The organism is Sphingomonas sp. Leaf230, from assembly GCF_001421745.1.
Classification (GTDB): Bacteria; Pseudomonadota; Alphaproteobacteria; order Sphingomonadales; family Sphingomonadaceae; genus Sphingomonas.
Genome location: NZ_LMKW01000009.1, coordinates 256,642 through 280,609 on the forward strand (window position 1 = coordinate 256,642; position 23,968 = coordinate 280,609).

The following is a 23,968-nucleotide window of genomic DNA, read 5'->3' on the forward strand; positions in this document are numbered from 1 at the left end:
ATAAACAAATGTTACTTATTTGGGTCCGTTTTGCATAGCGTGGCGTTAAGCTCCCATGACAACAGACCCATTGCGCGCCGCCTACGACGCGGGTTTGAAAAACGGTCTCGAGAAGGGCTTTCCGAGCGCCTGTCCGTTCGCAGTCCATGAAGCTACGGATCAGCGGTTTGCATGGCTAAGCGGATTTAGCGTTGGCAAGATCGTTCGGACCGGCAAAAGCCATTCGTCTTAGGCGTTGATGCATCGCTGCCGCCAAGGCATCCCGCCACGGATCGCCCACCTCGGCACCGCTGGCTCGATAGGATGCGCGCAGAACCTTATCTGACATTTGAGCGATACGGTCTTGAAGTTCACGCGCGCTTGCCTCGTGCTCATCCTCCTCCATCACTTTTCCTCGTTACCAACCAGGCGAAGATGGCGTGGCGGTGGTCGCCCTTCGAGCATCCAAGCGTTCTCGGGATCGCTCAACACATTGGATATGGCCTCGAACCACATCGAGCTTTCGATATGCGCCTTCCGCATCTTCGGGTCCGCGCACTGTTCAGAAAGGTGTTCATGTTGCAGCGCCGCGCGGTACAGGCTTGGAAACTTGGGTTCAGTCATGGCCACCCCAGGATTCAGACGCGATATTATTCCGCAAGCCCAAAGGTGAATCAAGACAAACGCGCGAGTAGGCTCCCATCTCGGCCATTTCGCTTCCCGCCCAATTGCAGACATCGGTGCGATCGTTCACCCTGATTGTGCAGCTACGAGGTTATTAAACATGAGCTACAAGACGGACCATCGCAGTCGAACGCAAGCGATCGTTGTGTATGGAACGATCGTCTGCATTGGGGCAGCGCTCGGCTTTCTCGTGAGGGCCGGCGTGATCACCGACCACATCCTCTGGTAACAGTTGCCACCGATCGAACGATCGCTTTCCTTTCCAAAACAGTCGTTCGTTCGACTGGCACGAATGCCCTCTACGCCCGAACCGTGGGTACCTGAGCTATGTCGGTCGTCCACGCCGGCGAACGCATCTCCGACCGCATCTTCCACTCGCGCTTGAACCCCTGCGACGCGGTCACCGCCGTCCACATGCCGAACTTGCCGTTGATCGCGTCGAGCGCCCCCATCAGTCGGTCGCGCTTGGCTGTATCCTCCTCAAATAGCGTGCGCGGCCGCCCGTCCTCGGGAAGCAGATCGTCAAGCATGATGCCCGCCTTCGTGTAGGCGTAGCCGTCGCGCCACGCCTTCTCAGCGCCGCGCCTAGCCGCCGCGATCAGCTCGAGGCTGTCGTTCGTCATCGGATGCAGGGTCACCATGCGTGATGCGCCGTACTGGGGCCGGTCGGGCTTGTGCTTGTTCGTGTGGAAGAACGCGGTCAGCCGGGCCGCAACCAACCCGTGCGATCGCAGCTTCTCCCCGGCGCGCAATGCGTATTGCGACAGCGCGCCCATCATCCGCTCGAAGTCGCAAATCGGCGTTCCGAACGATCGGGTGACGGCCATGCCCTTACGCCGCGGCTCGACCGCCTCGACCACATTGGACGGGACCCCGCGCAGTTCGGCAACCAGTCGCTCGAGAACGACTGTCCCGACGGCACGCGCCTGCTTCATCGGCATGTCTCGCAGCGCGCCAGCGGTGTCGATGCCGAGACCAGTCAGCTTGCGCGCAGTCGCACTGCCGACGCCCCAGACGTCGCCGACGGCAAAGGCGTGCATCACATCGCGCCGCACGTCGTCATCACGGAGATCCGCCACGCCGGCGAACTCCGGGTTCTTCTTGGCGGCCGCGTTCGCCAGCTTCGCCAGCGTCTTCGTCTCCGCGATGCCAACGCAGGTGGGTATCGTCGTCCATAGCTGGACCTGGGCACGCATTGCATTGGCGTGGGCGATGAGATCCCGTCCCTCGAAGCCCGCCAGATCCAGGAATGTCTCGTCGATCGAGTATATCTCGAAGTCGCGGGCGAAGGACTCGCAGGCGGCGATCACGCGGCGTTGCATATCGCCATAGAGCGCATAGTTTGACGACCGAACCTGGATGCCGTGTTGCCGGACCTTGTCGCGCAGGTGGTGGATCGGATCGCCCATCTTGATCCCAAGAACTTTTGCCTCCGCCGATCGGGCGATCGCACACCCGTCGTTGTTCGACAAAACGATGACTGGAACGCCCACCAGGCTGGCGTCGAAGGCGCGCTCGCACGAGACGTAGTAGTTATTGCAGTCGATCAGGGCGATCGGGGTGCTCATGCCATCTTGCGCGCGACGCCGACGACCGTGCCCCATATCTCGACATGTTCGTCGACTAGGATGTCAGCGAAACCTTCGGCCTCGGGGACGAGCCAATGGCGGCCATCGACGTAGCGCAACCGCTTCAACGTTCGGTCACCGTGCACCAGCGCCACGACGATCGAACCAGCTTTCGGCTTCTTGGCGCGGTTCACGACTATCATATCACCGTCGTTGATCCCGGCGCCCGACATGGAACGGCCATCGACGCGCATGATGTAGCTCGCGGCCGGATGCTCGACGAGCCATGCCCCAAGGTCGATCGGCTCCTGCATGTCGTCCTGTGCAGGCGACGGGAATCCGGCCTGAGTGTGGACGAGGAAGAAAGGCACCTCGCACGGCACTAGTTCGAACGGGACGTCGTGAAGCCGCAGCGCATCGTCACGACGGCTCAGCGGGACGACGACCGGGCGGCTTGGGTGGGGCAAGGGCATAACCTAAAGGATAGCAGCGAAGAGGAGCTGCTCGTGCCGAGCGGTCAGCACGGACCGCGCATCCTGAACTGCGCCGACCGCTTGCCGATACTCGACGGTCCCGAACCGTTCGGCCTCGTCGAAGCTGAACGGGGCGGGATCCATAGCCGGATAGACGTTGTCGTATATCGCGCGGGCAGCCGCCCTCAGCCGCAGATCGTGCTGCATTTCGTTGCTCCGTCAGTATCTAGTCGCCGGTCGTGGCGTGTCCCTAGCTAGGCCTGATCCAGATTGATTCGCAAGAACATTGCGGGAACATCAATCTGATGCGATGAGCGGGCCGACGATTCGAAGGACACGATCATGGCCAATGATGACGACGAGCAGCAGGAGCCGAAGCCGGCCTTCGGGCAGTGGCTTATGACGCAAAAGGACCGAAGCGACCTTGTCGGCCAACTGGCTGCTGGCGCCGTCGTTGATCGCCGCTTTCCCCGTAACGGCGATCCGGAAGCGGTGCGGAAGCATCTCAGCGCCATGCAGGCCGAGGGCGACATGTTTGCCGCTGTCGATGACGCTGAGTCGGATTGGCTGTCCGCATGATGCAGGACGCGTGGCAGCAGGCTTTCGCGCTGATGGCTGATCATGGGCAACTGGGTGCCTGCCAGATCGTCGCGTCCGGTATGCAAAAGACGCCAGATGGTGAGCCAGAGCGGTACCGACAGTGGGAGGTCCTGGCCGACTGTCTGAATGCTGTGGCAGATGCCAGCCGGACGAAGCACTGATGCTGCGGGTGGCTCTGTGATAGCTCTAGCACCAGCGGCAACCTTCTCCTGCACGGTAACGCGCGTGCACGACGGCGATGGGCCGCTGTGGTGCTCGAACGGCATCAAGGTCCGGATCGCCGGTGTTCAAGCGCCCGACTTCGAGAGCGCGTCACCGTGCCGAGCGGCAGACCCGCGACGGGTGAACTATCGTTGCGACAACGCCGCTGCGAAGCGTAGCCAGCAGATCGTCGAGCGCCTTGTGCTGCGCCAGACGCTGCGGTGCGAGGCAACCGGTAAGAGCTACACCCGTGTTGTGGCCCGGTGCATGCTGCCGGACGGTCGGTCGCTGTCGTGTGCGGCGATCGCATCTGGGGCGGCGGTCAGGTGGGATCGGTATTGGCGGCAGTATCGAATGGGCGAATGTCGGTAGGCCTCGCCAGTCGCATGCAATTATAGCGGGGCGGGGCAGGGCACTGCAGTCGGCCGATGACCAGCATTGCTAACAATGCGGTTGGCCGGCAGCATCACTTTTCCGTCGTTGCCAACAGTACCGCCAACCGTATTTATACCTGCGCGGTCTGTTGGAATTCCACGGCCACCTTCGAACCCGTCCACCGTCGCGGTATCGCGACAGCCGGAACCCCACCAATGCGCGCAGGCGCGGGCGCGTACTGCTCCCATCCCCCAATTAGGGGGTGGACGATATGAGGATCCCCATATCGGGGCAGGGAGGGCGGCGGCCCATTTCTAGTGTCCGGTTATTGCCGGCTTGAGTGATGCCCTCAAAATTGAGGCGACCCTTGCGATCCACTATTAGGTCGCGCTGTACCAGTTTCCGGGCTGAAGTATTCTGAAGGCGCCGCCATGATGTCGCGGCAAGATCCTCCCCGTAACCTCCCCGTCCGCATGCGAAGGCTTCGCTTGACGCAGGCCGCTCCGCACGAGGGCGCTCAGCCCTAGTCCGTCAAGCCAGGTCAAGCCGACCCGGCCGTCGGGGCATACGCGCTTACGGCTCTCCGACCCTACTTTTGCCGTCGGACTGCCGACGCAGACCGGCGCATTATCCGCCACTATTATAATCGGGCCGTGATATGCCCTCACGATGGACGACATCTTTACGCTGACCGACAAACTGGAGCGCGCCATGCTGAAGGGCACCGGGTTTCAGATCAGCGCAACCGAACTGCGCGTCATGATCGATGAGGGGATCGTCGACGTCTTCTTCGCGGCCAAGTTGAGGGTTCTCAAATCTGACAGGTTCGCGCCCCGGGCCAGCACCGAACGGCCAACATGATTGCGCTAGTTAGTGACCTAGGTGTGCTAGTGAACGCTGTATCCCGCTGGCAGGCGACGATCATGCGCGAGAAGATGCTCCTCCCGTAGCTGATCGAACCTAGCAGCTATCGCCTTCCACATCGTCACCGCGTCCCATTCGCCGGCGATCGCAGCAGCACCGATCTTTTGGGCAATGTGGCGGGGCCCGCTGTCACCGTGGTCCCGCTCGACCTTCAGCGCGATCGCCCATAGCTCTCGTTCGGATGCCATGTCCTGTTATAGTCGATGGTCAGCTGATCGCTATGCCACCGCGACCGAAGGGCCTACCCAGTGGGAAGGGCCAGTTAGAAGTCGGCCTTCTTAGTCGCCTCGAATTTGAGAATCTCGACACGTTCGCTGCCCAGCACTTTAACCGCTCGCCATTTCGTAAACCCTACCTCGGCTGCGCCAGATGGTCGGGCAGTAGCTTTGCCAATCGGAAACAGGGCGGCATCTTCGAACCCGTGCTGCGATCGCGTTGTAGCTATGATGTACATTCCTCCGTCATGCATAACGAGAGCGCCAAGCGGCTGCTCAACCATGGCAGGCTGAAATGACGAGTCGAGATCGACCTCGAATAGGATCTCTTCAAATGACAGGCCCGAGACGTTCCCAGCATTAGCTAGTTCAAATGCCGAGCCTTCCGTGTCGCCATCAAGCCGTACCACCATAGACGGTGAGGCGCCGGTAACGAGGTAAGAATTTTTTCGGGCGCCTACCTGAAGGACGATTGCCGAAATGGAAATTACCCGGATCGTTTTAATGACGAATGAGCCTGTTTGCATGTAGGGCATCAGCACCTCCAAAATTTATATTGAACTCATAGCCCGGGGCTTCGGGGCAGGGCTTATTCTAGATTGCCGCGCGAAGTACAAACCACCAGCTCCAGGCTAGCGCCGCGACAACCGACAAGGCCGTTAGCAGCATGCTCGAGCGCATAGCCCGTGCCGCGCTGCCAATTGCCTTATCGTTTAGGGCCCAGGCGACATCGTAGTTCATCGCCATTTCAGCCATGCTGGCGTGCATATCACGCTCGCCAATTATGTCGCGCGTCCATTGGCTGGGTGCATTGCCGCGAAACTTCCACCCGGTCGGGCGCGCACTCCATAGCGCGAGCCCGGCAGCTACCGAAAGGATTGTCGCGACTGCCACGATTGCCACCGGCGCATGCCCCCCGAGACTAGCAACAGCACCGAGCATTGCGCCGATCGCGGCTACCAAGAGCCCAGCGAAAGTGACGGCCCGCTGGTCCGCGGCGACAGCGACAGTTCTTTGTTCGTCCAAAAGTGACTCGGCTTCTCGGACTATTTCGGCCAACATCTCAGGACTGGCTGATTCGTAGAGATTGTATTCCATGTCCCAACCCTTCTCTCTCATGCCAGGCCACGGCGGTGGAACGCGAAACGATCCCGGCGTGTATCGCCCGACACCCCCGCCACCGCCTCCCCCGCCACCGCCGCCTCCGCCCCCCTCGCCGCGGCAACGGTAGGATAGGAATGCTGCGTTGAACCTTGCTATCCGTTTTCGCAGGCAACGAAGCTAGAAACCTGTTCAGTCACTGCGTTCGAGTTTGCAGAGGCCGGCGATGAACTGCACGAGGCCGTCGCATACGACATCGGAAACCTTCAAGATGCTCAAAAGTGCTGACGATAAGTGGCTTGCGGGTTTCGGTGCCATTGGATGTTTTGGCCTTGGGTTTGGAGCAGATCACCTGGTTGGAGCCGCAGCTGGTGATCGGCTTGCATTCGCAGGGGCTATGTTCGGCGCTGCTGCGGCAGTCATCGGGACCGCAGTTGTTGCCGCTCGGACTCGAAAACAGGAAGAGCGTGAGGCGCGTGATCAGCTCGCGGCCATAGCGGACAGTGCAAAGGCACACGCGGATCTGCTTTGCTTACCCTTCGAGCCCAATATGCAGGAGTTCGGACCATTTGCAGCAAGGAGGTCTGACGTGCGCGCCGCATTGAACGGTCTGATTGCGGAACGCTATGAATTTGATGACGTCGATCTGCGGCGGAAAGCGGGCTGGTTCATTGACCTGCAACTTCTTCGTCGGGCCATTTACGACGAAGAGCGAGTTCTGCGCACACTAAGAGATCGACAAGACATCGTCGACGGGGACCAAGCCGCGTTACATCATGGGTTGGCTGCCATTCGTCCGATTGCCATGCATCTGTCATTGTTGGCTACGCGAGCGGCACAGGCTCTCAGGGGAAAGAGCGTATGATTCGTACGTGTGTTCCGATGTTCGCCAGGGGTATGGGTTAGTGCGGATCTATCGACTTTCCCGATGTGTTCTGCTAGAGACGACAAAATGTTGGGAGTGCGCTCATGTCGGTGATCATCGCTGCGCGGACCTTGGGCGAGGAGAGCGGTTGGTCGCTAACGCCACTAGAGTATCAGAAGGTCCTCTATATCGCGCAGATGATACATCTGGAGCGTGCACAGCGTCCTATCTTCGACGACGCGTTCGAGGCTTGGGACTTCGGCCCCGTAGTTCCCTTCCTTTACCGCGCCTTACGCCCCTGTGGACGGGACATCGTCAAGGCAATCGCAGCGTCGACTACGTTCGCGTGGGGGACCTCGGAGGCTTTCGCGATCAGCGATGCGTACACCATGACTTCTCATATGACGGCTGGCGATTTGGTGAATTTCACCCATCGGAAGGGCGGCGCTTGGGATGCTCGTTTTACGGCGAGCGGGAAGAGTGCATCAATCCCGCTCGAAACTATGAGGGCCGAGTGGGCAACATATTCAATGCCTTCGCAGGACGCCTTCGAGTGGGCAAACCTGATGGCGGACGAAATTGAAGCGTGCCCCAGCGAATATCTGGACGATGCGGACGAGCACGCGTTCCGAGTACGTCTATTCGGTGAAAATCGCCGGTAATCCCTACGCGGTAAGAGAATTGCAGTCCATTTGGAAGATATTGCAGTCTGAGCCTTACAGTATTGGCGCCGCGCTCGACCGTGACCACCCATACTTTGATTTTCGGGTTTATGAGAGCCCTCGAATGCCAATGCGAGCGCGCTTGCGATTGTTTTACACGATCGACACCGGTCAACGCGTAGTCCAGCTGGAAGCCCTAGACCTGCTTTAGTTTCCTGCCTCAGCGGCTGCGAGTCTTCCCAAGCATTCGTTGCGAGTTTACCAAACCGTGGCACCCATCTCCTCTAGCCAGTCCAAGGATCGCTCGTCGCGGAGCGTGTCGATCATCATCAGGTCCTCGGTTCCAGGTATGGCCTTGTTGAGCGATATTGGGCCGAACGCGGAGGCATAATCAGCGATCACGCGGTTGCGGTACTGGTTGGCTACTGCCTCGATCTGCTCAATCTCGAGGCGTCCTTCGATCACCGCTAGGTAGAGGTCACTGGCCGCGTCGTCCACGGTTGCCCAATCTCCGCGGAGTGCCCGACGGATCCGGGCATAAAGCAGATCGCGGTCGGTGCGGATCGCCTGGAATGGGACGGCCGCCGCGCGTGGGCGTCCTCGCACCCGGCGTTTCCGAGCGTTGGGTCTTAACGAATAGGCAGCTCGCCAATCGCCTACCTGTTGCGAACGAAGGTTCATCGTCGCCGCTATCATTACGTCGCTGTGTCCCAGAGCGTATAGCTCGAAAGCCTCTCTCAGGCGTTCCGGCGGCAGCCGCGAATACAGTCGGCCGTTCGTGGCACGAGGGCGCATTCTCTGCGCTGTACTTCGTCGTCTAAGGCCCGGCTCTGCCCGCAGCACTTCGCTGCGCCAGCGCTGTACTGTGGAGACTGCGAGCTTGAAGATTGCGCAGACGACCTTCGTAGTAACGTTCCGCCGGAGCAGCCGGTCGCACGTAGTACGGGTCTCGGGCGTGGCGACGGCAACCCGCGGATTTTTAATCCGCACCGCGCGATCCGAGTTTGAAGCCAACCCTGACCGGCGCCGCCATTTCCAAACTGCCCGCGGTGTCATTCCGAGTGCCGCAGCGATTGACTGGTCGCCTAAGCCCTGTTCGTACAGCTCACGACGCTTCGTATCCTCCCCCGGGTCTAGGGGCTTATTCCGGCCAACGCTGGGCGAGAGACCATGCCGTGTGCGCCACTGGGCGACCGAGCACCTGCTTACTCCGCTGCTTTTCGCAATCGCACCATCTGTCATGGCGCTGGCGAGCATCGCAAGACGAGCCTCGTGCATAATCGGGCGGGCGCCGGTCACTTTTGACTTACCCCGTTCCGGTCGGGCGCTTGGAAGATGCGATGGGCACTACTCATCGTGGTTCCCTCGAAAGTCGCGACTCACCTGAAGCCCTCCGAACTGAGAGCCGGCAGTTCGCGCCCCATTCGACCTTCGTACAAGGGCAGCGGTGCAGACTCGGGACGGGACGCCCCGCATCACTGTCAGGCGCCCCGGCGGACGTGCGCGGACACGCGGCTTTCACCGCGGCGTTGGTCAGCATATGGGTAGCCTTCCTACAACACGGGGGATCTAATGGCTCGGAATCTGAACGCTTTTGACGCTGGAGGCATCGTCGCTCGCGGGGCAGGACTTACGGTCTCGGCAGCGCAATTTAATGCCTTCGATCTTGGCGGGATCGCGGCTCGCCTCGTAGGAAGCGCAGTGCTTCACGTAACTGATAGCGAAAGACTGAGTGCTTTTGACATGGGTGGGATTGCGGCACGAGCGCAGGCTCCTGCATACGTGATGTTCAGCTAAAGAATACGTTGCAGCGGGGGAGCCCCCCGGTGCAACGCGCGCGCCCGGCCCGGCCCGGCCCGACTGCGCCACCCGGGTCATCGTCCTCCAAGTCCGGGATCGCCGTCGATCTCGTCCAGGCGCTCGATCATACGAGCGGTAAGGCGGGCGAGTAGGGCGCGGGGAAGGCTCGGGACGGAGGCTAGCAGCACGTCTAACGGGAGAGCCTCGAAGGCGGGGGGCTGGCTTGCCATCGTCATGCTCTCCCGCTCGGCAAGAGATGGATGCGCCATGCGTCCCGGCCATGCCGGTGTCGGTACTCGGCGAGAGCTAGGCGTATTTCGATGATCGTAGCGTCCGCCTCTATTCCTTTGGTGAATGGCGCGTGGAGGTCCATCGCCGCCGCATGTGTTGATTGAGTAGCCATGTTAGCGGATCCCCTTCGGCGTCCGGCCGATCTGGAAGGCAATATGGACTCCAAGCCATTGCAGCTCGAAAAACCGCACCTCGCCGTCTGTTACGGTCTTGTTGGGGCGTAGCGACTCCATGCGTTCAACGCTGATCTTGCCCCAGTCATACCAGGGCTCGATCGCGGCGACGGCGGCGCGGACAGTTGTGACGATACCGCCACGCGTGATTGCTCGAGCCATGTCAGCGCTCCTCCTGACCAAGCAGGCGGCGCTGGTCGGCCATATACCAGTCCATGACGTGCGCGGCCCACGAGGGGCTGGAACCGTTCGCCCCCATATCGTCGCCGAACAGATATTCGGTCTTCCAGAGCAGGGCCGTGCGATCCGGCGCGGGGATGGCGAACAACGTCCAGGTCGTTTCATACTGAGCCTCACCGCAGCGCTCGTATTCCGCGTACATCGCATCGGTAGCGGTGCCTGCGGTGTCGGCCCGATCATACCAAACCTCGGCTACGTCATATGCGCGGTTCGCCTCTGTCATCTCTTTGAAAGCCAGATCCCAAGCCGCGCGATCGACTGCCGGGAGCGTTGCGCCTTTGGCCTGCGACGTAATCGCAATGCCGCCAGCAACAGCGACGAGGCCAGCGCCACCAATGAGGGCGCGACGGGTGGTGTGGGTGGTCATGCTCAACGCTCCAGATTTGCATGATCGGTGAAGCGGCGCAGATCGGCCGCAACGTACTCGCCGAGTTTCTCGTCGTTCAACTGAGCGTCGAGGAAGATTTGCGCCTTGATCGCGGCGGCGGCGGCGTTGGGGGCGGGGACCATGACAATGAGGTTGCGCAGCTCGGCGTGGTATCGATTGCTCGCCACGGTATAGGCCTCCCACGCAACGTCCCACGCGGTACTGGTGTCAGGGTCTTGAGTGCGATCGGCGCACCAAGTCGCGTCGATCGCGTGGAACGCGTTGCTCGTCTCGCGCATCGGGCCAGCGGCGGCCTGGACTGCGGCAAGCGCTTCGTCCCACTCCGCATTGCTGGTGCCCGCGATCCGCTGCACGTCCTCAAGGACGGTCGGCAACCAGTCCATCCCGTCGCCCATTTCAAACTCGACCATGAAGGCGAGCTTGGCGTGCAAGTCCTGAGCGGTGCCGACTGGGTGCTGGCAGACGGCATACATCGTCGTCACCCATGCGTCATTCAGGGTATTGTTGGCGGTGACGTGCGCCTTGCGCTCGTCGGCGCTGGCGGTCTTGAATGCCTCCGTCTCCAAGACTTCACGCTGGTGGCGGTCTGCCTTCGCGTTAGCGGCATCGCAGGCGGCGAACATGGCCGCGATGGCAGGCGACGTTGCGACGGTCTGAATGGTCTTGATGGCCATGTTATTCGCCCTCCGTGATGTTGTGGAGGTCGTTCGAGAGGCCGATCGCCAGCGTCCGGAGACCATCAAGCGCTTCGCTTGCGTGCGATGTGTCGGGGTTCGCTCCCAGTGCTTCGGAGAGGAACATGCAAAGCGAGGCGAGTTGTGCCGCGGTCGAAGCGCCGTCACGGATCTCGAGTATTTGGCTGTTGTTCATGCTCAGGCGTCCTTGTTCGTGAGGCGGCACGCATCGGCAAAAAGGCGGTCTAGGGTCGCCTCGCTCGGCAGGCTTTCGCCGTCGTCCACTGCAATGATGAACGAACGCGCAAACTCCTCGAGCGTGCTGGCGGAGACGGCATCGATGGTGGCGGCGGAAGCCATAAATTCCGCTTCGATCGTGGCAAATTCTGCCGGTGGCGTTGCGCTGGTGCAGGCGTTGATCGCGGTCTGCATCTTGCGATAATGCGCCTCGGCAATCTGAAACGGAGTGGCGGGCGAAACCGCGGCGGGGGTGCTGAGCTTGGTCGCCATCGCTCAATGCTCCGTGCTGGAAGCGAGGACAGCGGCGACGGCATCGCTGGCGTTCGGCTGCTCGCACCAGTCGCGGAACGGCTCGTAAGCGTCCGGCCCCTGCTGGTGGTATGCCTGCAACAGACGGTCGCCTACCTCCATGCGGATCGCCTCAAGGGCTTCGACACGGTAGCCTGCGAAGGCCGTCCAGCGATCGACCGCGTTGCCGAACCGGCTGCGGTGTTCGAGCATGACGGGGGGAAGTGCGGCACACGAGGCCAGCAGCTTTCCCGCGCGGGGGTCGGCGGTCCAGCAAGTTACAGCCGGGGCAGTGAGCGCGACGAGCGCCAGATGTGGGGTGGTAGCAGCGGACGCACCGATGCTATGGGCGGCAGTAGCCATGTTCGATCCTTTCGCGATCGTCTTGGTGAGGCCGGTATGGGGAGCTTCGACCTTCCCCGTATCGGCCGCTAACCCTGTCTCGGTTAACTAAAATCGTTATCCACGACACTTGTTCGTTGGTCAACGAAAAAGATTGCCCTTGGTGAAAAAGGGTGCGACGGCTCGATGCATGATAACGCCAGCAACCTGCCGCGCCGGACGCGGTCTCGTCGGTCTTACCCAAGCAGAATTAGCCGCCGCCGCTAAGGTTGGGCTGTCCACCGTGCGCAACTACGAATCCGGGCTCTATGTCCCGGTCGCAAACAACCTCGCGGCTATCCAGCGCGCGCTAGAGGCGGCTGGCGTGCAGTTCCTCGGGCTTGGCGAGACCTCGGACGGCGGCGGCCCAGGGGTCAGGCTCGCATCCGACCGTTAATTCAGACCAAGCCCGATCCTTGCACAGTGCAAGGCATCATCGGGTCGCTGTAATACACTGCTACCACCCGCCATATCCTGCCCCCGCCCCCATCGCCCGCTCTCACCCGATCAATAACGGGGGTATGGCCCTTGCACTGTGCAAGCCCGACGCGGCCGGAAGTTAGTAACTTGCCACCATCGAACATATCCTGCCCTAGGCCCTAACGGCGGAAACGCTCACCTGTTGATCGGGCTGAAAAAGAGGCCGACGCTTGCACTGTGCAAGCCCACGGCCGACCCGATGTTAAAACCTGCTACCAACAAACATATCCTGCCCTCGTCCCATTTGGCCCTCACAACGGTTGTTGAGGTCACCGCATCCTTGCACTGTGCAAGCCTCACCAACTCCGCCGGTTAGTAACCTGCCACCACCGAGCATATCCCGCCCTAGGTCCCCACCCTCGGCTTGCACGGTTAGCGATCGGGCATGAGGAAGGGGTGAGGCTTGCACAGTGCAAGCCCGCAGGTGCTGATGTTAAACACTGCCACCACGCCGCATATCCCGCCCTCGTCCTATCGACTGCCCGCACCCGGTTGGAACGCCTCGCCGCCGCAATAAGGAAGGGGCGGTCGGCTTGCGCTGTGCAAGGACTTTCGGGCGGTAGGGAAGTCCTGAGCTGGGCTGTCAGTCCGGTGGGAGCCGCCACGTGTAGGACATGGTTCGTTCGGTAGCAGCCGGATTACCGTCCGCGCCGATCGACGGGTTGTAGCGACCCCGCCTGGTCACGCTGCTGCATGTCGCCCGATCGAGAGCCGATGAACCGCTCGACGTTGTGACAACGCAATTCTCGACCCTGCCCTGAGCATTCACACCGAACTTTATCTGCGTGGTTCCTTCCTCACGCGCCCGAAGGGATGAGGGCGGGTAGTCGTCAGCCGATACCCATGCGTCGGAAGCACCGCGCGCGATCGGTGCGCTTGCGGAGGGCTTGTCGCTTGCGAATGGATCATCGGGGATGTGAGCGAACTTCTTGCGTTCTCGTTCTTCGGCAGCACGGATGCCCCGCACGTACGCAACACACTTCCCGACCATCGCGCTCGCGCTGGCGGATCCAACAAGCGAGAGACTGTCGACGAGCGTATCGCCCTTATACACCTTGAAGCTGGTGCCTGAGGCAAAGGCTGGGAAGAAGTCTGCGCCGAACAATGTGACGAAGCCCTTTCGCTCGTAACTCTCACCCGTACCCATCGATTTGCCACCGCTGAACACCTGGTCCCCGACATAGAATTTTAGGTCGTAGGCCTCGCCCTTTTTTGCGGACCAGGCATAGTTCGTAACGATCACAAGCGCGTCGCCGTCTAATCGCTTTGCGACACTCAGCACCGTATCGCCCTTGCCGTCGTATTCGAGGGCCATGCCGCAGTAATCATCACCCTCGAACACCTCCCAACCGGCGGTCGTTGGCCAGTCTCGGGCAAGGGCTGGCAATGATGCGCCGCAGACTGCCAACGCCCCAGCGGCAAAACTAATGCGTAAGCTCTTCAACGTCATCATCGCGTCCCCCGTGCCTCAGGTTCGGGAGTAGCTTGGACCCGCTCCCAGGCCAAGATCGCCCCGAGCCGATAGCGAAACCGAAGCGGGGTCCTAGCTGCCCAGATTGGAAAAGCGCTGTATCCGCCCGGGCACGGCATCAAGCGTTTGCTTACTGGCCTGTCTCAGCGCTGAGTTCGTCTCGCGCCGGACGATGCCTAGAATGCCTGCGGTGTACCCCTCGGGATTAACGCCGCTCGCGTCGATGTGCACGGTTTGATGCAGCGTCGTTCCGCCACCGCCGCGGCCTGCGATGCCAGGAAGGGCGCCATTCGGATAGACGCGCCCCGACGAGGGCATGCTCAGGATCTCGGGACCATTCTCGCCGACGAGATAGTTGCCGCCACCCACGACGTTGCCGCCCGACGCACGCCCTCCAAAGAGCTTGCCGACGCCGGCAACTAATCCGCCGATCCCGCCGCCAGAACCACCCTCGCCGCCTTGGTTGAAGAGCGACAGAATCCCCTTCTTCAACTCAAGGCGCGCGATGTCCGCCAGCACGCTGCCGAACAGATCGCCGAACGCGCCCTTGAGCCCGAGAACCTTGCCGATCGAACTGCTGATCTGGTCCTCAAGCCGCTGGAGCGCGTTAACCTCAATGCTCTGAAATGCTGCGTTCGTATCGTCAGTGGCTTCGTGAAGCTCGCGACGGTACGCATCCAGCGGGCTTTCATTCGCGCGATCGATCTGCTTCGTCTGGATGGCGGTGCGCGCCGTCTGGGTGTTGATCGTCCGGTTCGCCGACTCGATGTCCTGCCGCGTGATGCTGGGGTCGCCTTCCTCCGACCGCCGCAGGACGACATTCGCACCGATCGCCTCGCGCTTCATCGCGTTGTCGAGCAACTGCTTGTCGATGTCGCGGCGCTGTTCCGTGGTTGTCGCCAAGTCGCGCTGCGCTCGCAGAATGTCATCGGCGAACGTCAGAACGTCTGTCTCTGCTGCGGCTCGTCGCTGGATCGTCGACAGCGTGTCCGCTAGATTGATGACTTGGATCTTCTCGTCGGACGCGGCACGCTCGGCCGCAATCGCCTGATCGCGACGGGCATTGATCAGCCGGGCATCGCCACCCTTCCGAATGTCTTGCTGCGCATGAAGTCGGATGTCTTCGGCTGCGCGCGCGCTGTCCCGGTCGATCTGCTCACGCTGAAGTTGCCGACGGACATTCTCGTCGCTCGTCTGCTCAGCAACAGCGGCAAGACGCTCGTCCTGATAGCGCCCGATCTGCTCATTGAACTGCCGCGTGCGCTGGTCGGCCTCGTTCGCGATAGTCTCAGCACTCTTGCCCTTCGGCCCCCTGGGGGGCTTCGGCGCATTCAGGCTGTTCCTCAGTTTCGTATCGACCGCACCTGCGGGGACCGACGCACCCTTGATCCGCTCCAGGAACGCGCGGGTCTCGCCGGTGACCATGTCAGGCTTGCGCTGCTGGCTCACGAGCTGGCTACCGAAAAAGCCGGAGCCTTGCTTGAAAAGCCGCTCGTACGCATTCTGACTATCTACGATCAGGTCTGGTGCGAGTGGCTTTCCGCCCGACAGATCCTGCAGCTTCTGGCTGTTGAATGTCTGTATCCATGCCACCGCCTCTCGGATGTCGTTCACCAGCTTGCCGAACGAATTGGCCAGTCCGATGATAGCATCAGCGTTATCAGCGACGACTCCAGCTACGCTAACTTGTAGCTGCGACTTTACGCGCTCGAGCTCCTTCGACACCGATGCCAGGCGCGCAATGTCAGCGGCCGACAGAATGGTCCCGGCCTTCAACATTCCCTCGGCCAGCTCGTTGATTCGCTCGTTGCCGCCAGACAGCAGCGCGTCGAGCTTCCGACCCTCCTCGCCGAATAGCCGGGTCTCAACCGCGGCGCGCTGGGCGGCGTCCGGGATCGACGAGATGCGCGCGATGATCGCCGGCAATGCGTCACCTGCGTTAGCGAAGTCCTTCACCGAGAGACCGAGCGCCTTGAACGTCTTAATCTGGTCCTCGCCCCCCGACTTGGCGCGACCGAGATAATCCGCAAATTGCCCAAGCCCGTTCCGCAGTTCGTTCTGGCTCACGCCCAAGCGACGGGCCTCTGCCTCGTAGACCTGGGTCTGCTGGGTAGTGAGGCCGATCTGCTCGGATACGTTCTTCAGTTCCTTGGCGTAGTCGGCCGCGCTCTGCACGACGGCTGCCGTGATGGCGACGCCGCTGGCCAGTGTCACGCCTGCGATCGAGGCGATGCTGCCCGCGCCAAGGCTGCTTACACCAGCGCCGCGTGCGAACTGCGTAACACCTCGTGCGCCCTGCTTGCGATCCTCAATACTGCGCTGCCGAGCTATCAGCGTACGGCGCTCGTCAAGACGGACGCCGATCTCGGACTGCTCCAGTCCCGCCCGTTCAAGCGAATTGATCAACCGCAGTTCCGCGACTTGGTCGGCGACCTGCTGCTTCTCCTTGCCCTTCAGAATGCCGAGGCGCGACGAGAGCGTGGCTTGATCCGCGAGCAGGTGGTTGATCTCCTTCTCGGCTTCAACTTCGGCCGCAACTCCGCCGTTTAAGACCGACGTCGGGATGCCCCGCTGTCCTGAAGTCTCCCGAGGTACCGTCGCGCCTAACGTGCTGTTGGCTGCAGGTGCGATCTGGTTGGTTCGACGGTTCGCTGCGCGGTCTACCACCTCGGCCAAACGAACCCGCTGAGCCGTCTCCCGCTCCTGCGCTGCAATCACCGCCGCCGCTGCAACGCGTTGAGCTTCGGCAGCAGCTAAAGCCGCCTTAGCTACTTTCTCCTGCTCGCGAGCCGTCGCCTTGATCGCTGCTTGCTTCTCACGCTCTGCTGCCTTCACCGCATCGGCCGCTGCCTTGGCTGCCGTTCGCTCGGCATCGCCGGTTTCCTTCGCGGCTCGCTTGACTGCCTCCGCTGCCGCTACCTCGTCCGCTGTTCGTTTCTTCGTCGTACGGCTCATACGCGTCGCCGCTGCTTCGTGCGCCGCGGCGCCCTTACCGGCCTCGCGCGCGATACCTGCTGCATATTGGGGCGGCGCCTCCATACCTAAGCGCTTCAGCCGTTCGACGCTTTTCCCGAACCGATCGTTCACGGCGATCGCCTCGTTGAAGCCTTTCACGTATTTTGCGTACCGAACATCGAGTTCGGCAATGATCGAGTCGACTACCTCAGACATCAGTTTGTCTCCGGTGAGAATTGGTCATCGATCGGGAGGCCCAGCCGTTTCATCATGCGCGCGGTCGATGCAGCGCGATCAGCACCGGCATTGCACGACAGGCGCAAAAGTAGGGCGCCGACCCCGAGCAGGCCGACGTGCCGTTCATGCGACAACGCTGCCCCGGCTTGGACCAATGCGAGAAGTATCTCGAACGATGCCCCCTCAAGTAGGTCGACGTTGGCCGCGTCGTAAGCGTCCGCCGTATCGGACATTGCCGTCCAGACATCAAAAGCGTGGTTCTCGCTCGGGATCATGCGCTGTGTTCCAATGCTGGTGGGCGGCCGTGTCGATGGCCCGCGTCAGGACGGATCGGCTGTCCGATCGTGTCGTTCCATTCTCGAAGTCGACGGGTGTGAACCCCGGACCGATCGACAGTGGTCAGTTCGATGAAACCTCCAACGCGATGTCCTGGGCTCTTCGGGTCCCAGACGCCGCAACGCGCTGCCTCGGCCAAGGACAAACCATCGGATTCAACGTTGAACAGGGCATGGTCTGTCATGTTGACCGGTCGGTTCAGCGCGTCAGCAGGGTCGCCGTAATTCCAATAGGCGCGAGCCATTTTCGGTACGCCGGCGATCATGCCCGATCGGGCGATGCGGCCGCCGGAATGCCCTATCCATGTGGAAGGACCCACCTCAGAATCATACACGACGGCGCACAGCAGGACGTCGGGATGCTGTTCGGCGGGATACCATTGCATCGTCCACGACTTCATTTCGATAGCGAGAGCGCCGAGGTTGCGGACCAGATCGCGGGCCGTCGTGATACCCATCGCCTGCGCAATGTCCGCAATATCGTCGGGATGTGCCAAGCCTTCAAAGGCGACCGCGCCAACAACGCCGGGGAAGGTGACGACCTTGGAGGCAATACGCGCGACGGTACCATCCGCATGACAGCTTGCCGCGTCGGTGATGAGGAAGCCTGCCGCCCCTTGGGTGGTTGCAGCGATCAGGGTCATACGACGTAGCTGCCGGTTTCTTTGGCGCAGCCGTACGCCGCTACCCGCGGCGGCATCTCCGTCTTTATCGCCGTCGACGAAGTTTCCGCCTTGGGCGAGCTGGAGAGCGCGCCAGCAAGTGACTGCAACCCAACGAGTGACGCACTGACCAAGAGGGAGGACGATATGCCAAGGGTAGCAGCAGTGTAGCTAACGCCCGTTCCGATGCTGTAGCCCAAGGCCACCGATGCGCCCACTCCGGCGGTTGCAACCGCCAAGACCGCGATCGATCCGATAGTCAGAATGCTGCTCAGGGTTTTGCTCACGCGCTCAGCATTCGAATGTGTGCGGAGGCGTCATTGCCCGAGGGCTGCGCTCGATGCCGGCGCGCAGCCAGATACGCACCACGTTCCGCACGCAAACGGTCAGGCCCTAAGGCGGTATAGTACCGCGTGGTCGCCCGCTTTCCGAATATGCGGTTGGCGCGGTCCCAACCGTGATGGATAAACACCTGCTCGAACTCCACCGGGATCGGTTCGGCTATCTTGGTCGACTGAGATTTGCGCATGGTGTCAGGCGTCCTCGTCAATGATGCCTAGACCGGCGATCTCGCGCAGGTCGTTGAAATACTCGCGGGCTTCCGGGGTGGCTCGGTTCCAGGCCCGCATGACGTGGACGGCCAGCGTCGCCTCCCTGTCCTCGTCAACGAAGCCGGCGCGCTCCTGTCGATAGGCTACCGCGGCGGCCTTAGCCCTGCGCTCGCCCCAGCCTTCCGCGGCGGCGGTTGCCAGCGTCTCGAACCGGGTTTCGTCGGGGAGACAAGAGAGCTGCGAGTGAACCTCGAACGATAGCCGCTCGTCGCGCTTGCCTGGCGGGAAAGCCGTCGCGATTCGAACGCTGGTGCTGAGCTTCACTCGGGCAAGGTCTAACACGTCCGACATTTCGCTCGTTGTGGCGCCGATCCCCTTGCGACGTGCCTCTGTAATCAGATCGGCCATTGCCCAATTCGCGGTGTCACGGGTTACCGAGTGGCCGCGGAAGGTGTCGAGCCAGTCGGAATATTGCGCTGCTAATTCGGGTGTCGGGAGCAAAGAGACGGCCATGCCGCACTATTCTCGTGGCGGTAAACCGCAGTTACCGCCGTCAGCTCTCATGCCCCTTAGGTCTTACCGAAGCGACTAGGCGGGTTGGCTTTGCGTCAGTGGGGAGTAAGTATCGCGGTCATGACCAGAGACGAAACCATCCAAGCGTTAACGGTGGGTTTGGCCGCCGGCGGCTTCGGCGCTGGCTTTGCGCTCCTGCTGAACAGCGGCTTCAAGAGCGATGACGTATTCGCATTCATGGGCGCTGTAGCGGGTGCAGCAGCTACGGTCGCGGGAGCCATCTGGCTCGCTGATCGAGGCGACAGGGCAGCATTGGAAAGGGAGAGCCGTCTTCTTCACGATGAATGCGCCGATGCGCTTAAATTGACCAAGACCTGCTTGGATCTGGTTCCGGAAAAGATCGAATATCCACTTCCGGCCGCGTTCCAGCACGCCCTCACTGCTGTGATCGACCGGGCGGCGGAGACGCGCGCAATACTGCGAGAGGCCATCGCGCGGGCAGAGAAGCTGAATTTTCGGCAACGCGTGCGAGTGGTCCGGGCAGAAAGCGCTCTTAACAGTTTTCTGACGTGGGTCTGGGACGACGAACCAGCCCACCCGCTCGATGAACGGACTTACCAGTCGACGCTCATCTACGCGCGCGAAACCCTAAAGGCGGTGACCGAAAGTTTGCGACAAGGCGCTCGCGGGGCGTGAGAGGAATGGCGTTCGCAATGTCAGGTTCTATCTAGTTCGCATGGGGTTCGAACGGACGTCGTCTGTTATTGAATGTTATGGTCTCGGCCCCGTTAAGCTGGCCGCCGATGTCAACATTAGTCAGCCGCGCATGGGGTTCGGACAGGCCAGCGTTTCGCCAAGTTGGCGAGCGCGGCCGCCTTGCCCTCCTCGGTCTTCTGCCCGGTGCTCATGCCGCCGTGGAATTTGCACCGGCCACTCACCCCTAGGTCGGTCCGCTTGCATTCGGTCCCGCGTCGAGTACGGGCGCCACAGGCGAGGCCACGCAGATCATCCGGATAGGGCGGGAGTGATGGGCGGGAAGGATAGCGTAGGCCGGTCTCAGGTCGCCAGCGGCGGCATGCGGCGTCATACGCTTGGCGCAGATCCGCGCACTGCCGGTAATGCGCCTTGAGCCGCCGCCGCTTGTCGGGGTCGGACTTCACCAGGCCAGCGCCTTCAGATGTCCGAACCTCACCAATGCGCGCGCGCGCGCGCATAAGCTACGGAAAACTCGAGCCCGCGGTTGTTTCATCAATGCCCCATCAGGATCGATCGGCGGGAAAGACGCGGAAAACCTCGGGTGTGCAGCCGCCGACTGCCTTGATAGGCTTGCCGCCGTGAGGGCTATTGTCGCTATTGTCCCTATTGTCAGAGCCGCCATGTCTCGGTCCCTGCCTCCGTCCCTATATAGATAGATAGATAAGGTCTTTTTTTGGGGACGACGTGACGCGAGGGCAGGCCAGAGATTGAGACGGCGCGCCTGTGACAATAGCGACAATAGGGACAATAGGTCGCGGATCATCGGCCGAACTCCCAAAGCATCACGGGTTGGACCGCGGGGTGCGTTCCGTGGCGCATGCCGCCGCGCACGAACGCGGTTCGATAGTCTCCGGGGTTGCCGACCACGATCGCCTGCTTATCGTCCAGCATCACGATCCGGCGCCCGTTAAGCCACACGGCGAGACCCTGAAAGTCCCAATCATCGCGTGGCCCGACGCCGAATAGGTCGCCGGCCGTCCACCCTAACGCGATCGCCTTTGCGGCCCACCGATCGCGACCGAGCGTCATTGCGTCCGTGATGACACCGCCCCAATTCTGAGGCCGTTCGAGTTTCCGCGGCGGCGGCATCCGCTCCAGGCGTCGAAGTGCCGCGGCTAGATCATCGGGCAGGCCGAAGTTCTCAAGGGATGGCGCGGCTACTGGTGCGACCTCTACCTGAAGCGCCGCCGCCGCGTCCCGCCAGCTACCCATTCAAGCCTCCATGCACCGCAGGGTTCACGAGGAAGTCCTTCCGTTGCTTGCCCGGGGTATCGCCCTGTCGTGACGGCGCCTCGCGCAGCCAGTTCGCTTCCATGAGCGCTTCCGTGGCCTGCTCTACGTCGTCTCGTTTCTTGAGGGTCGGCAGGGCGCTATTCCGCTGCACATCTCGCGCGTTGATGCGCTCGAGCTTCTGTTTGACGATGAACCGGGCAAGGGCGGCGGCATCCTTCTCGACAGGTGCGAGTGCAGCGTCCCCGAATACCCGGCGCGCGTGGGGCTTCAGGAAGTCCTCGACGAGCTTAAGCGCCTTCACCAGCGAGGCCACGGACACCGTCTCGGGCTCTTTTCCTGCCGTGTCCGCCCACGCTAAATACTCCAGCACCAGCGCGAGCCGCAGAGCTAGGCCGCGCGCTTTACCCGCGAACGAGGCATAGAGGCCCGCCGCCTCCCGCACGTCCGCGTCGTTCTCCGCGATCCAATCCTCGAAAAACTTAGCGGCCTCGGGAACGAGGGGGAGCGTCACCGTCTCGTCCGACGCCCGGTAAAGCTCTTGCAGCCGCCGATAGATGGCCTCCAATCGCGCGCGATCGGCAACCTGTCGCGGCCGCCGGAACGTGATCGCCTCGGGCCAAACCCACATGAAGCGGGCCACGAGGCCGTCATCTGCCACGCCCAGCAGGGAGTCGCGCAACTTCTCGGGCTGGATGCCGCCTAGGACACTGACACCGTTGAACGGGACCATGAGCGGCTTATTCTGGCTTTTGCGGTCCACGACGAACGGCCGGCCACCGTAGGCCTCAAGCCAGAATGCGCGGCCGCCGGCTGAGTAGCGTTCGAAGCTGTCGAGCCACCCGGCCAGCTCGTCGCGCAAGTGCAGCGTGCCGTTCGGGTTGCCCGACAGGATCGACGCCATCTCCTCAGGGGTCGAGTCCTGCACCACGAGGCGCTTGCGCTCGGGCGCGTCGGGCGATTCGGCCGCGTCGGGCATGGATGGGGTCGCCACGTTTTCCTTCGTCGCGATCTTCACCTTTTCCTCCCACGCCTTGCGCTCGGCTTTGGCGCGCTCGGCAACGGCGGCGTGGCTCATCATCACGGACCGATGATATTCGGCCAGGTCGGCTTCCATCGCCCGCAACGGGAGGGTGGCGACGTCGATCGCGGGGGACTTGTTGGACGAAGGGTCGCCAACCACAGCAGCCCAAAGGATGCATGGTTGCTCGTACCCGTCCCAAGCCTGCACCCAACGCTTGCCGCCGATCAGGGAGGCCGCGGCCGCAAGCATGCTGGTGGCGACATATTCGACGGGCGCACCAGCCCCTTCCGCCAGTTCACTCACCAGTGGCCAGAGCTGCCCCAGCACGTCCACAGGGAAGGGGACAGCCGGTGCGAGGTTCGCCTTCATAACAGACATGTCAGGCTTACCCCATACGGGCGCCGCCTGGCTGGCGTGGCCCATGTAGTGGCTGGCGTCCTGGAAGTCTTCGGCGGCATCGAACCGTGCGGCGAGGCCGGCATTCATGAGCGCGTCCCCGTCAGTTCGGCATTGAAGTCGGAATAGGGCGGCGTCGGGCGCATGATACGAACCGACAGCCCGGAAGCCGTGTAGGCCGCCGCCGCCTTTTGTGCCGCGACCTCGCCGGGTTCGTTGCCGTCCGCCCCGATTACGACCGCGCGCACGACGTCGGGGAACGTCATGGCGGGCAACATCGCTGTACCAGCCGCGACCCAAACGGAGCGGCCCAAACCTTGTGCAAGTGTCAGGCCGTCCTCCAGCCCTTCACACACCAGAATGCTAGCGGCCGGCGGCCCCAACTGGATCGCGCCGCCGATCACGTTCCCGAGCGAGTATTTCACCTTGGGCTTGCGGTCGGTCTCGGTCGCTTTCGTCGCGGCCTTGCGCCCATCTTCCGTGAGATAGGTACGTTGGAGCGCGACCAGCTCGCCGTTCGCGTCCGTGACGATCGCGACCAGCGCGGGCAACGGACCCGGGCCGTTCGCCGCTAGCAACCCATTCCCTTCGATCTTCGGCGGCGGCAGACGAGCGAACCGCAGCGTGTGCGGCAGGTCCATCGTGATCCCGCGCGACCGCAGGTAGATCGCGGCTGGCGTCCCCTCGATCGGCACCGAATCCCTTACGATCCGCTGCGCGACGGGCCGCATATCGGCCTTGGGTGCGGCTGGTGCGCGCTGTTGCTCTAACTCGCGCAGCGCGCCGCCGTCGAGCATGCCAATCGCCTCGCGGGTCTTCACGTTGTACGCGCGCATGACGAAGTCGATCACGTCGCCTTGCGCAGCACACCCGAAACACTGGAACCGGCGATCGTCGGCGTAGATCGTGAACGATGGCGACTTATCCGGATGGAACGGACAGCAGCCCTTCCACTCCCGGCCTGCGCGCAAGAGCTTCACACCCGCCTTGCTTGCCACCCCGGAGAGTGGGAAGCGGTCGCGGATCTGTTGCACGGCGGCCGTGAACGCTGCGTTGTCCATCTGAGGCATCAAAGCGCTTCCACAACAGGGATTGAATGGACGTGTGCGAGATAGGCGGCGCGACCGCGGGCTTTGCCCAGGCTAGGCCAGATACGACCGACGCCGCCGCTGCGTAGGCGGTCCTGCACGCCGACAGCGAACCCGGGCCGATCGCGTAGCCGGACCACAGCAACGC

General features: G+C 62.1%; 33 protein-coding genes and 1 pseudogene. 8 read left to right on the forward strand and 26 right to left on the reverse strand.

What is annotated here, in order from left to right:
• Nucleotides 1–175 precede the first annotated feature (175 nt).
• From ASE82_RS19455 to ASE82_RS10210, 5 genes are all read right to left on the reverse strand, one after another.
• Nucleotides 176–385 (reverse strand): hypothetical protein, encoded by a 210-nt coding sequence (locus tag ASE82_RS19455; protein WP_156348857.1) that lies wholly within the window; start codon nt 383–385, stop codon nt 176–178.
• On the reverse strand, nt 385–603 hold the full coding sequence (locus ASE82_RS10195; RefSeq protein ID WP_056062449.1) for a hypothetical protein: 219 nt from the start codon (nt 601–603) through the stop codon (nt 385–387). Before ASE82_RS10195 ends, ASE82_RS19455 begins: the two co-directional genes overlap by 1 nt.
• 359 nt (nt 604–962) lie before the next feature.
• Nucleotides 963–2,231 carry a Y-family DNA polymerase gene (locus tag ASE82_RS10200; RefSeq protein ID WP_056062452.1) on the reverse strand — a complete coding sequence of 423 codons (1,269 nt, stop codon included), beginning with the start codon at nt 2,229–2,231 and terminating at the stop codon, nt 963–965.
• Nucleotides 2,228–2,704, reverse strand: coding sequence for a LexA family protein (locus tag ASE82_RS10205; RefSeq protein ID WP_082441429.1), 477 nt, complete (start codon nt 2,702–2,704; stop codon nt 2,228–2,230). Before ASE82_RS10205 ends, ASE82_RS10200 begins: the two co-directional genes overlap by 4 nt.
• 3 nt (nt 2,705–2,707) lie before the next feature.
• Nucleotides 2,708–2,911 carry a hypothetical protein gene (locus ASE82_RS10210; protein ID WP_056062453.1) on the reverse strand — a complete coding sequence of 68 codons (204 nt, stop codon included), beginning with the start codon at nt 2,909–2,911 and terminating at the stop codon, nt 2,708–2,710.
• A gap of 135 nt (nt 2,912–3,046) precedes the next feature.
• Here ASE82_RS10210 and ASE82_RS10215 point away from each other — a divergent pair, with 135 nt between their 5' ends.
• From ASE82_RS10215 to ASE82_RS10230, 4 genes are all read left to right on the forward strand, one after another.
• Nucleotides 3,047–3,283, forward strand: a complete 237-nt coding sequence (locus ASE82_RS10215; protein ID WP_056062456.1) for a YozE family protein — start codon at nt 3,047–3,049, stop codon at nt 3,281–3,283.
• Nucleotides 3,280–3,465, forward strand: coding sequence for a hypothetical protein (locus ASE82_RS10220; RefSeq protein WP_056062459.1), 186 nt, complete (start codon nt 3,280–3,282; stop codon nt 3,463–3,465). The genes ASE82_RS10215 and ASE82_RS10220 overlap by 4 nt, the downstream gene beginning before the upstream one ends.
• A 64-nt stretch (nt 3,466–3,529) precedes the next feature.
• The gene (locus ASE82_RS10225) at nt 3,530–3,877 is read left to right on the forward strand and encodes a thermonuclease family protein (RefSeq protein ID WP_235524654.1); all 348 of its coding nucleotides are present in this window, start codon (nt 3,530–3,532) and stop codon (nt 3,875–3,877) included.
• Between the two features lie 672 nt (nt 3,878–4,549).
• Complete coding sequence (locus ASE82_RS10230) at nt 4,550–4,741, forward strand: hypothetical protein (RefSeq protein WP_056062465.1); 192 nt, start codon at nt 4,550–4,552, stop codon at nt 4,739–4,741.
• 26 nt (nt 4,742–4,767) lie between these two features.
• On the opposite strand, the gene ASE82_RS10235 is transcribed toward ASE82_RS10230, so the two are convergent.
• From ASE82_RS10235 to ASE82_RS10245, 3 genes are all read right to left on the reverse strand, one after another.
• Nucleotides 4,768–4,992, reverse strand: a complete 225-nt coding sequence (locus ASE82_RS10235; RefSeq protein ID WP_056062466.1) for a DUF6961 family protein — start codon at nt 4,990–4,992, stop codon at nt 4,768–4,770.
• Between the two features lie 74 nt (nt 4,993–5,066).
• Nucleotides 5,067–5,555: a hypothetical protein gene (locus ASE82_RS10240; RefSeq protein WP_156348859.1), complete on the reverse strand. Its 489-nt coding sequence runs from the start codon at nt 5,553–5,555 to the stop codon at nt 5,067–5,069.
• A 58-nt stretch (nt 5,556–5,613) separates the two neighbouring features.
• Nucleotides 5,614–6,117: a hypothetical protein gene (locus ASE82_RS10245; RefSeq protein ID WP_156348860.1), complete on the reverse strand. Its 504-nt coding sequence runs from the start codon at nt 6,115–6,117 to the stop codon at nt 5,614–5,616.
• A 400-nt stretch (nt 6,118–6,517) separates the two neighbouring features.
• Here ASE82_RS10245 and ASE82_RS10250 point away from each other — a divergent pair, with 400 nt between their 5' ends.
• Entirely contained in the window at nt 6,518–6,985 is a 468-nt protein-coding gene (locus ASE82_RS10250; protein ID WP_056062472.1) for a hypothetical protein, read from the forward strand.
• Nucleotides 6,986–7,089: 104 nt separating this feature from the next.
• Nucleotides 7,090–7,647, forward strand: a complete 558-nt coding sequence (locus tag ASE82_RS10255; protein WP_056062475.1) for a Panacea domain-containing protein — start codon at nt 7,090–7,092, stop codon at nt 7,645–7,647.
• A gap of 258 nt (nt 7,648–7,905) precedes the next feature.
• Here the strand turns inward: ASE82_RS10255 and ASE82_RS10260 are convergent, their stop codons facing one another.
• The 8 genes and pseudogenes from ASE82_RS10260 to ASE82_RS19460 form a co-directional block, all read right to left on the reverse strand.
• Nucleotides 7,906–8,145, reverse strand: a complete 240-nt coding sequence (locus ASE82_RS10260) for a hypothetical protein (protein WP_156348861.1) — start codon at nt 8,143–8,145, stop codon at nt 7,906–7,908.
• Nucleotides 8,146–8,673: 528 nt separating this feature from the next.
• Nucleotides 8,674–8,925: pseudogene (locus ASE82_RS20385) on the reverse strand (hypothetical protein); the annotation flags it as partial.
• A gap of 926 nt (nt 8,926–9,851) precedes the next feature.
• The gene (locus ASE82_RS10270; RefSeq protein ID WP_056062484.1) at nt 9,852–10,073 is read right to left on the reverse strand and encodes a hypothetical protein; all 222 of its coding nucleotides are present in this window, start codon (nt 10,071–10,073) and stop codon (nt 9,852–9,854) included.
• A 1-nt stretch (nt 10,074) separates the two neighbouring features.
• Nucleotides 10,075–10,518 (reverse strand): hypothetical protein, encoded by a 444-nt coding sequence (locus ASE82_RS10275; protein WP_056062491.1) that lies wholly within the window; start codon nt 10,516–10,518, stop codon nt 10,075–10,077.
• Nucleotides 10,519–10,520: 2 nt separating this feature from the next.
• A complete protein-coding gene (locus ASE82_RS10280) occupies nt 10,521–11,213 on the reverse strand; it encodes a hypothetical protein (RefSeq protein WP_056062494.1) in 693 nt (230 codons plus the stop codon).
• 1 nt (nt 11,214) lies between these two features.
• Nucleotides 11,215–11,409: a hypothetical protein gene (locus tag ASE82_RS10285; RefSeq protein WP_056062497.1), complete on the reverse strand. Its 195-nt coding sequence runs from the start codon at nt 11,407–11,409 to the stop codon at nt 11,215–11,217.
• A gap of 2 nt (nt 11,410–11,411) precedes the next feature.
• Nucleotides 11,412–11,723, reverse strand: coding sequence for a hypothetical protein (locus tag ASE82_RS10290; protein WP_056062499.1), 312 nt, complete (start codon nt 11,721–11,723; stop codon nt 11,412–11,414).
• Between the two features lie 3 nt (nt 11,724–11,726).
• Nucleotides 11,727–12,104, reverse strand: coding sequence for a hypothetical protein (locus tag ASE82_RS19460; protein ID WP_156348862.1), 378 nt, complete (start codon nt 12,102–12,104; stop codon nt 11,727–11,729).
• Nucleotides 12,105–12,273: 169 nt separating this feature from the next.
• Between ASE82_RS19460 and ASE82_RS10300 the strand changes: the two genes are divergently transcribed.
• Complete coding sequence (locus ASE82_RS10300; protein ID WP_056062505.1) at nt 12,274–12,519, forward strand: helix-turn-helix domain-containing protein; 246 nt, start codon at nt 12,274–12,276, stop codon at nt 12,517–12,519.
• A 666-nt stretch (nt 12,520–13,185) separates the two neighbouring features.
• Here the strand turns inward: ASE82_RS10300 and ASE82_RS10305 are convergent.
• The 6 genes from ASE82_RS10305 to ASE82_RS10330 all read right to left on the reverse strand — a co-directional run bounded on the left by ASE82_RS10305 (nt 13,186) and on the right by ASE82_RS10330 (nt 19,326).
• Complete coding sequence (locus ASE82_RS10305) at nt 13,186–14,052, reverse strand: energy transducer TonB (protein WP_162236737.1); 867 nt, start codon at nt 14,050–14,052, stop codon at nt 13,186–13,188.
• Between the two features lie 93 nt (nt 14,053–14,145).
• Entirely contained in the window at nt 14,146–17,244 is a 3,099-nt protein-coding gene (locus tag ASE82_RS10310) for a hypothetical protein (protein ID WP_056062510.1), read from the reverse strand.
• Entirely contained in the window at nt 17,244–17,540 is a 297-nt protein-coding gene (locus tag ASE82_RS10315; protein WP_056062513.1) for a hypothetical protein, read from the reverse strand. The genes ASE82_RS10310 and ASE82_RS10315 overlap by 1 nt, the downstream gene beginning before the upstream one ends.
• Nucleotides 17,537–18,244: a hypothetical protein gene (locus tag ASE82_RS10320; protein WP_056062516.1), complete on the reverse strand. Its 708-nt coding sequence runs from the start codon at nt 18,242–18,244 to the stop codon at nt 17,537–17,539. Before ASE82_RS10320 ends, ASE82_RS10315 begins: the two co-directional genes overlap by 4 nt.
• Nucleotides 18,241–18,549: a hypothetical protein gene (locus ASE82_RS10325; RefSeq protein WP_056062520.1), complete on the reverse strand. Its 309-nt coding sequence runs from the start codon at nt 18,547–18,549 to the stop codon at nt 18,241–18,243. Before ASE82_RS10325 ends, ASE82_RS10320 begins: the two co-directional genes overlap by 4 nt.
• 246 nt (nt 18,550–18,795) lie before the next feature.
• Nucleotides 18,796–19,326 carry a hypothetical protein gene (locus ASE82_RS10330; protein ID WP_056062522.1) on the reverse strand — a complete coding sequence of 177 codons (531 nt, stop codon included), beginning with the start codon at nt 19,324–19,326 and terminating at the stop codon, nt 18,796–18,798.
• A 120-nt stretch (nt 19,327–19,446) separates the two neighbouring features.
• On the opposite strand from ASE82_RS10330, the gene ASE82_RS10335 reads away from it, so the two are divergent.
• The gene (locus ASE82_RS10335) at nt 19,447–20,022 is read left to right on the forward strand and encodes a hypothetical protein (RefSeq protein ID WP_056062525.1); all 576 of its coding nucleotides are present in this window, start codon (nt 19,447–19,449) and stop codon (nt 20,020–20,022) included.
• A 116-nt stretch (nt 20,023–20,138) separates the two neighbouring features.
• Here the strand turns inward: ASE82_RS10335 and ASE82_RS19840 are convergent, their stop codons facing one another.
• The 4 genes from ASE82_RS19840 to ASE82_RS10350 form a co-directional block, all read right to left on the reverse strand.
• Nucleotides 20,139–20,486 carry an HGGxSTG domain-containing protein gene (locus ASE82_RS19840; protein ID WP_200910708.1) on the reverse strand — a complete coding sequence of 116 codons (348 nt, stop codon included), beginning with the start codon at nt 20,484–20,486 and terminating at the stop codon, nt 20,139–20,141.
• A 355-nt stretch (nt 20,487–20,841) separates the two neighbouring features.
• Nucleotides 20,842–21,294 carry a hypothetical protein gene (locus ASE82_RS10340; RefSeq protein WP_156348863.1) on the reverse strand — a complete coding sequence of 151 codons (453 nt, stop codon included), beginning with the start codon at nt 21,292–21,294 and terminating at the stop codon, nt 20,842–20,844.
• Nucleotides 21,287–22,822: a YfjI family protein gene (locus tag ASE82_RS10345; protein WP_082441430.1), complete on the reverse strand. Its 1,536-nt coding sequence runs from the start codon at nt 22,820–22,822 to the stop codon at nt 21,287–21,289. Before ASE82_RS10345 ends, ASE82_RS10340 begins: the two co-directional genes overlap by 8 nt.
• Nucleotides 22,819–23,793: a DUF7146 domain-containing protein gene (locus tag ASE82_RS10350; RefSeq protein WP_082441431.1), complete on the reverse strand. Its 975-nt coding sequence runs from the start codon at nt 23,791–23,793 to the stop codon at nt 22,819–22,821. Before ASE82_RS10350 ends, ASE82_RS10345 begins: the two co-directional genes overlap by 4 nt.
• Nucleotides 23,794–23,968 lie beyond the last annotated feature (175 nt).